The organism is Rhizobium sp. BK399 (genome assembly GCF_014194695.1).
GTDB lineage: Bacteria > Pseudomonadota > Alphaproteobacteria > Rhizobiales > Rhizobiaceae > Rhizobium.
On sequence record NZ_JACIAH010000037.1, the window covers coordinates 1 to 7,887 of the forward strand.

3 protein-coding genes and 4 pseudogenes are annotated in these 7,887 nt (G+C 57.2%); 3 read left to right on the forward strand and 4 right to left on the reverse strand.

What is annotated here, in order from left to right; all coding sequences use genetic code 11:
- Positions 1-91: 91 nt before the first annotated feature.
- Positions 92-886 (reverse strand): annotated as a pseudogene (locus tag FHT97_RS30345) (ATP-binding protein); the annotation flags it as partial.
- Between the two features lie 187 nt (positions 887-1,073).
- On the opposite strand from FHT97_RS30345, the gene FHT97_RS30350 reads away from it, so the two are divergent.
- A protein-coding gene (locus FHT97_RS30350) for an IS3 family transposase (protein WP_183865168.1) occupies positions 1,074-2,287 on the forward strand; the annotation gives its coding sequence in 2 pieces (ribosomal slippage) (positions 1,074-1,410 and positions 1,410-2,287; 1,215 coding nt in all).
- Positions 2,288-2,566: 279 nt separating this feature from the next.
- Here FHT97_RS30350 and mprF read toward each other — a convergent pair.
- The 3 genes and pseudogenes from mprF to FHT97_RS30365 form a co-directional block, all read right to left on the reverse strand.
- The gene (gene mprF / locus FHT97_RS30355) at positions 2,567-5,170 is read right to left on the reverse strand and encodes a bifunctional lysylphosphatidylglycerol flippase/synthetase MprF (RefSeq protein ID WP_183757795.1); all 2,604 of its coding nucleotides are present in this window, start codon (positions 5,168-5,170) and stop codon (positions 2,567-2,569) included.
- A 76-nt stretch (positions 5,171-5,246) separates the two neighbouring features.
- Positions 5,247-5,537, reverse strand: coding sequence for a hypothetical protein (locus tag FHT97_RS30360; RefSeq protein WP_183757793.1), 291 nt, complete (start codon positions 5,535-5,537; stop codon positions 5,247-5,249).
- Positions 5,538-5,629: 92 nt separating this feature from the next.
- A pseudogene (locus FHT97_RS30365) lies at positions 5,630-5,752 on the reverse strand (aspartate-semialdehyde dehydrogenase); the annotation flags it as partial.
- 72 nt (positions 5,753-5,824) lie between these two features.
- Here FHT97_RS30365 and FHT97_RS31350 point away from each other — a divergent pair.
- Positions 5,825-5,983, forward strand: a pseudogene (locus FHT97_RS31350) (glycosyltransferase family 4 protein); the annotation flags it as partial.
- An 849-nt stretch (positions 5,984-6,832) separates the two neighbouring features.
- Positions 6,833-7,795, forward strand: a pseudogene (locus FHT97_RS30375) (diguanylate cyclase); the annotation flags it as partial.
- Between the last annotated feature and the right edge of the window lie 92 nt (positions 7,796-7,887).

Here is a 7,887-nt window from a genome sequence, read left to right on the forward strand (position 1 = left end):
TCGAAAACATCCACCGCCTAACAGAGCCGGATCTCGGTACTGATGCGAGGCCAGCAGTGCAGCAGCCGTCAATGCGCATCGAAAATCGCGCTTACGACTGATTGGCGGTATTCCAAGCTTGATAACCCCATTCCTGGAGAAAATATGTATAGCCTTGGGTCTTCGTGACGACAGATTGCAATGCATCAACTTTTATTTGCTCACCTTCCTCCTCAATCGGGTTCTTGATAGCTAGCTCCGCCGAATTTCGATCAAGTGCCCCCACTGAGGGATAGGTAAACAAACGCTCCGCATAAGACTTCGCATCGCCGGAAAGAGCAGCCACCTGAGGCAAGCCAGCGCCGAAAAACAGCACCGGTAGGCCTTTCTGATTTATCCGATGAATCGCAACGATTAGTCCAGCGTAGTCCTTTTCATTGATGTATTGGATTTCGTCGATTAGGAGCGTCCAGCCGCGTTCTGCAGCCTTCGCCGCCTCCCCGACCCTCACAAAAAGCTCTGCAAGGTCACATTCTATGTTTCCGCTATCGGCCGTTCCTGTTTCGGGATCCACTGACAACGCGAAATCGCCCATCTCCACTTTGAATATTGACGCGAAACTACGAAGCGCTCGCATTACACTGAAGGCACTCGCTTTCGCTTGGTCGATTACACTTACTTTGCGAAGGATTTGATGGATGCACGGATAAAGAAGTGTTGGAAGAGCAACTCCTTCTGGTGCTTCCACCAAAGAAGTCAGGTGCCCATACTCTTCAGCTATCTTTTCAATTTGGTTTAACAAAACTGTCTTGGCGACGCCGCGGAGCCCAAGCAGTATCTGATACTGGGCGGGCCTGCCGCGAATAGCTCGTTGGACAGCTATGCGTGCATCTTCTAGAATTTTGTCCCGTGCAGCGAGTTCCGGTGGCTGTTATCCGGCACCTGGTGCAAACGGGTTGCGAACTTCATCCCATCACTTATATCCAGTTTAGACGGTTCTAGGGTGAATGTCTTATAACTATGAACTGCACCCCAATTCGACCGGACACTCAGCATAAGCAGGAAGGCTCAAGCACAGGCTTGAGGATAGGCTTATGTCTAACGAGTTTCGACAGGTTGATCTGATGATCGGTGACGTCAGGCGGCGACGCTGGACAACGGAACGCAAACTGCAGATCATCGAGGAGAGCTATGCCCCGGGGGAGACTGTTTCCTCTTCGGCTCGGCGACATGGAGTTGCGCCAAATCTCTTGTATCGCTGGCGTCGGCTCCTGAGCGAGGGAGGTGCGGTGGCCGTGGATTCCGACGAACCAGTGATCGGCAATTCCGAAGTGAAGAAGCTGGAAGATCGAGTGCGCGAGCTTGAGCGCATCCTCGGACGCAAGACGCTTGAGAACGAGATTCTCCGCGAAGCCCTTTCCAAAGCCCAGTCAAAAAAACCGATATCGCGGCCGATCTTGTTGCCGAAGGACGGTTCTCGATGAAGACGGTGGCGCAAGTCCTGGGGGTATCGAGGTCCAATCTTGCCGAACGTCTGAAAGGTAAGTCCAAGCCTCGCGGGCCTTATCTGAAAACCGAGGATGCCGAACTGCTGCCTGCCATTCGCAAGCTGGTGGATGCCAGGCCAACTTATGGCTATCGGCGGATCGCTGCCCTTCTCAACAGGCAGCGGCGAGCCGCCGATCAGCCGGTCGTCAACCGCAAGCGGGTTCATCGCATCATGGCCAACCACGCGATGATCCTTGAGAAACACACCGCCGTGCGCAAGGGCCGCATCCACGACGGCAAAGTCATGGTGATGCGGTCGAACCTTCGTTGGTGCTCGGACGGTCTTGAGTTCACCTGCTGGAATGGTGAGGTAGTTCGTCTCGCTTTCATCATCGACGCGTTTGACCGGGAAATCATTGCCTGGGCAGCCGTGGCCAATGCCGGGATATCCGGTTCTGACATCCGAGACATGATGTTGGAGGCCGTCGAGAAGCGCTTCGGCGCAACCAGCGCTCCGCATGCTATCGAACATCTATCTGATAACGGCAGTGCCTACACTGCAAGGGATACCAGGCTGTTTGCTCAAGCCCTCAATCTGATCCCATGCTTCACGCCTGTTGCCAGCCCACAGTCGAACGGCATGTCGGAGGCGTTCGTCAAAACCCTGAAACGGGACTACATACGCATATCACCCATTCCGGACGCAGGTACAGCACTCCGGAAGATCGACGGATGGATCGAGGATTACAACGAAATCCATCCACATTCAGCGCTGAAGATGGCTTCCCCAAGGGAATTCATCAAAGCTTCATCTCAATAGCTGACCTGTCCGGCGAAACGGGGGGCACTCCAAACTACCTATAAGTCAATATCACTCTGAGGATGGATGATTGGCTTGCGCTTCATGCGGTAAGGACTACTGCTGCGGCCAACTGAAGCTTCATGTGTCCCTTTCCCATTGCCTGTTTCTTCTCGCAAGGTCAGAGTTAATAGTGGTGCCTGAAGTGCGCAGTCGCCTCAGGCAATAATGGACTGGCTTCGCAGTTCCAGGGCGATGAGCCGGTCGCCGGCTGCTCCCCGCGAACTTCGCAGGCTTCGATCATTTCCTGACGGCTCCCTTGAGTCCGCCGCCGATCAGAAATGTCGCATCCATCAATGCGATCATCGGATTGCCTCCTCCGGAGACCGCAAGATAGCGCGGTTGCCAGTGCGGATGAAACTTGGATTTGAAGGCGCGAAGCCCCTTGAAATTGTAGAAGCGCTCGCCGTGTTCGAAGACGGTGCTGCCGATGCGGTCCCAGACAGGGGCCGTTTCGCGTTTCGACATCCCCGAAAGCGGTGCCATGCCGAGGTTGAAGTGTCTGTAGCCCTCCGCTCTCAGATGTTCCATGATCTGCACCAAGAGGAAGTCCATCGCGCCTTTTGGCGCATCGGGCGAAAAGCGCATCAGGTCGATCGTGGCTTCGGACTTGGTTCCGGTGACAAGGATATTGGCAAAGGCAACAATTCGGCCGTCCTTCCTCAGCACGCCGACTGGCTGCGAAATGAGGTAATCGGGCTTGAACGCGCCGAGCGAGAAGCCCTTCTCCTTTGCATTGTGATGCTCGAGCCAGGCATTGGAAACGGCCGAGAGCTCGTCGATGATTCCGGGGACATTGGCGGGTTCGACGACGGTGAATCCCAACCCGTCACGCTGGGCTCGGCTCGCGGTCTGGCGCAAGTTAGCCCATTTGCCGCCCTTCATCTCGAAGGTGCGCAAATCGGCGATTGCCAATTCGCCGAGCTTAAAAGCGCGCAAGCCGGCATCGGCGCAGTGCGAAAGCAGCGCTGGCGAAATCTGGTAGAAGACCGCACGGCAGCCTGCAGCGCGCGCCGCTTCCACGAAGTGCCAGACCAGTTCCTGGACGCCACGATGATCGCCGATCGGATCGAACAGCGCGATCCACGAGCGGCCTTGCCGTCCATACATGATGAAGGCATCGCCCTTTTCCGAGAACATGATGGACTTGTCGCCCATGCGCACCAGATTGGCGTCAGCACTGTCCTGTTTGTCGACGATTTCCACGGCGCGGCGCACGGCTTCCTCATCTGCGGGTTCCGGCCTGAAAGTCACCGGCCGCAACAGGCTGAAGATAGCGATTACCGAGGAAATGATTGTAATGCCGAGCACGGCACGCAGACCGCGCGGCGCTTCCGCGGCAAATTCGAACTGCCACCAGAGTTCGTTGCTGTATTCCACGTCGCGATAGACGAAGAGCAGGATAACGACGGAACCGACGACGATGACGGCAATCGCCATTAGCCAGGAAGCGGTCATTGCCTGGTTGAGAAGCGACGCATGGCGGGTAAAGAGCTGGCGGCTGACGAACAGGCCGAAGACCAGAAAGGCCAGGAAGCCTGCCTCCACGAGAGCGATCGCCTTCAGCAGCGAGAATGTCAAAGCGGCAACCGCCGAGAATACGGCCACCCACCAAGCGCCGTCGAGCCGCTGGCTCAGGCCACGGGCGGCCACAACCAGTGCAAGACCAAACAGGCTGGAGAAGAAGTGTGCGCCCTCTACTATCGGCAACGGCAAATAATTGGAGAGGAATTCGAGATTCTGATCGGGCGTCGGCGTCACGCTCGAAAAGATCAGCATGACGCCCAGAAGCAGCGCCAGCGCCGACAGCAACTGCGGCATCAACCGACCACCAATGCGCCGTACGCTGGAGGCCGCCGGATGATCCACGAAACGGCGAAGCTCGGTCACCGAAACCGCAAGGATGGCGATCAGCAGCGGCAGAACGTGATAGATCAGCCGGTAAAGAACGAGCGAGCCGAGAACGGCATCGATATTCACCGCACTGCCGAGCGAGGCAATGATGACGGTCTCGAAAACGCCGAGGCCCGCCGGCACATGGCTCAGCACACCAAGCCCGACGGCGATCGCGTAGACCGCCAGAAACACCGGCCAGCCGATCGCGGTCTGCGGCAGGAGCACATAGAGCACCGAGGCAGACGCTGCGATATCGAATGCAGTGACCAGGAACTGGCGCGACCATGTGCGCGAATCCGGCAGCCGAAGTGCAATCGACCCGATTTCGATCACCCGGCCTTCGCGGCCGAGCACCATGAGAGAGCCGAGGATCGCCAGGATGACCGCAGCGATCAGGCGAAGCCACGGGCCGCTGACATTGATCAGCGGTGCGATCTCATTGGCGATGACAAGGAGCGCGATTGCCGCCACGGACGTCAGGCCGAGGCCGAAGGAAAGTGTGATGAAAGCAATGATGCGACCGATATCCTCGGGCGAAACCCCAAGACGTGTATAGGCGCGGTAACGGATCGCACCGCCTGACAGCGCGCCGAAACCGGCTGTATTGCCGACCGCATAGGCACTGAAGGCCGTCAGCGCGACATGCGGGAAAGGCAGACGCTGGCCGATATAGTCGATGGCATTGAGATCGTAGAAGACGAGTGCCAGAAAGCTCAGGGCCGTGAAAAGCAAGGCGAGCAGGATCGAACTCAGCCGCGTCTCTGCCAGTGCCGCCACCACGTCGTCGTAGCGCACCTCATCCGTCAACTGCATGACTGCGTAGCCGACGAGGCAGAACAGGGTCAACGTCGCAGCTGCCACGAGCTGTGTGCGATAACGACGGAGAAGGCCCCGGTATCCACCAGCATCTTCGCTTTGCATTTCTTCCAAATCGTACGGGTTCGCCATGTTACCAGCAAGAATTGTTGCCTACGGCAGCGCCAGCATGAGCGGACCTTTCATAGATCCGCCACCGCTATCTCTATCAGTGGATGGATCGATTGATGACACGATGGGGATAGGCGGCCTTGAACTGCGCCATCATCGCGCTGGCCTGCTGCAGCACACGTTCGGCCTTTTCAGGATCATCGCGAGCAAGTTCGTCGGCATTGACCCGCATTGCTTCCGCCATGCTGGCGGACATCACTGCAAACTTCCCTTCTCCGCGGACCAACGCCTCTTTTGAGGCAGTCTCGAGCCAACGAGCAAAGTCCACGATGATCTCTTCCCGCTCATCGATCTCAACGCTCTTGATGATGCTGATATTCTCTTCCATACAGGTCACTCCATACACAATCGGCGCACACACCGAGTTCAACGCCTCGGGTTGGGAACGAGCTAGGAAGACGAAAAATCGAATTCAAGAGTTCAGTGAAACTTAAACTCGCCCTCGAGACGTCGCCATTCGTTCGGTCCGATCAGACCCTTGTGTGTATGGCGGACGGAGTGCAGCGGCCCGTCGAGGCTGTCGCGCCGGAAGTCCACGAACCGGCCGCGTCCCCTCGAAGGACTCGAACATGATTTTCGCCGTCGACTCTTTGCTCAGTCGAGGAGGTTTTGCCGATGAAGATCGCGCAGATCGCACCGCTCGCCAAAAGCGTTCCGCCCAAGCTTTAGGCTGGAACCGAGCGCATTGTTTCCTATCTCACCGACGCACTCGTCGCCCAACGTCACGACCTCACACTTTTTGCCAGCGTTGATTCGATCACCGCGGCGAAGCTATAACCAGGTTCTCCGGCATGGTTATGTCGCATCTGTCAGTACCCAGCGTGTGTCGAAGTCGACAACGCAAATAAGTATACGACAGCTCGTGCGGTAAGGACGCACTCCACGCGGGTCAGCGTCGAAGAAGAAAATAATGCCCGCCTTCGCCCCGCGGCGAACCATACGCCTATCGCGACTTACCGCAATTGCATTTGACATAGGCGGTCGGGTTGGCCGTGAGTTAGTATCATCCAAGATCGATAAGAAGCTTGCGCTCTTTGTCGCCGCGGTGACTTGCTTATGAGTTCCGGATCGGATAGTCAGCCGCCGCGCCGGCATGAAGCCGGATCTCCGGAGACATGATGGCTAGACGACAGCTGAATCTTGCGGGTGGTGACGGCCCGACGCTGAAAGACGTCCGCCAAGCCGTCATCTTGTTGGAGTGCAGCGTCTGCGATCGTCGCGAAAGCTTCGAGCGAAAAGTCCTGGTGGCACAATTCGGCGCGGGAGCCAATCTATTGAAGCTGCGCCGGCGGCTGGCCATGGGGTGCGAGCGAATGGTGGGATCCGACGGCGACCGTTGCTCAACCCGCTTTCCGTGTCTCGAAAGCCGCAACTGCTAGGGATCCACATCCCACGTTAAAGGGCGCTCAACCGCAGAATGAACACCTGACGTCTGTACAGTAAAAGCTTCGTTTCACAACAGAACAGCTTTCGAGATGTTCGAATGCTCACGGCTCTACATCGTTAGGTAATGGAGGCCCGTCGGATAGAGGCTTATCTTGCCCGCGCCCGCATACTCTCTAGATCGTCCCCATGAATGTTCTTAGAAGGATACTGGCCGGCAGGTCGACTGTGCGCACGCGCATGCCGGCCCAGTGTCTTAGCCCAGAGATTGACCGGGAGGTCGAGCGCCAGCTGAGTGGGCGCACGCGCGACATTCGTTTTCACCCCAGCCTTCGCCGCCTCTTTCGCGAGCGTTCGTGGCCGCAGACCTCAAAAATCATACGCGCCTGGATGATCTGGGTGATCGTCCTTGACGCATTGACGCTGGCTCTCAACGCCGTCCTGCTTCCGGCCGAAGCGGTACGTTCCATGCTCCTTCCAGCATCCATCCTCGTGCCCGCCGCCCTCGTTGCGGCGGCAGTTTTCTCGATGACACGCGCCTACTGGGTTCAGGGCGCAACGATTCTCACGAGCATGTTCTTCATCCTTCTGTCGGTTGCCTTGGTCGGCGTTAGCACAGGGGGCCAGTTTTACGAGCGGCACTTGACCATCATGCTATTCGTGGCAGTCACGGCGATCGTCATCTTTCCGATACCGCTTAGCTGGTCGGCGACAATCGCAACTTACGCCGTTGGCATATACCAGCTTCAAAACCCCGAGATAGCCATGGGAAGCGCCGCGGCGGCAACGCTATTTTTTGCAAGCGGCGTGGCGGCGACTTTGGTGGCCCGCCGGACGGCCACCATCCTTGCCCAGAAGACTTTCCTGCTCGAGCTAAGGGATCGCAGACGGCTGGCTGATTTAACTGATGCCAATAATCGCCTCGAATTGCTGGCGCGAACGGATCCGCTTACGGGTGTGGCAAACCGGCGCTCGATGGTGGAAACCATTGGCAAGTGCTGGACGGAGGCAAAGGCGACTAGATCGAGCATCGCGATGCTGATGTGCGATATCGATGAGTTCAAGAAGCTGAACGACACTCTCGGCCATGCCGAAGGCGACCGCTGCCTGGTGAAAGTGGCGGGCATCATCCAGAGCAGTCTAAGAAGCGAGCAAGATCAGGTCGCGCGGTTTGGAGGAGAGGAATTTCTTGTGTTGCTTCCTAGGCCGTAAACTCATAAATTCTCTTGGCGTATTGCGTTCGGCGTGATTCAAGGCTTCCGAATTAGGAGCTATCATGACACGCCGCCGCTACG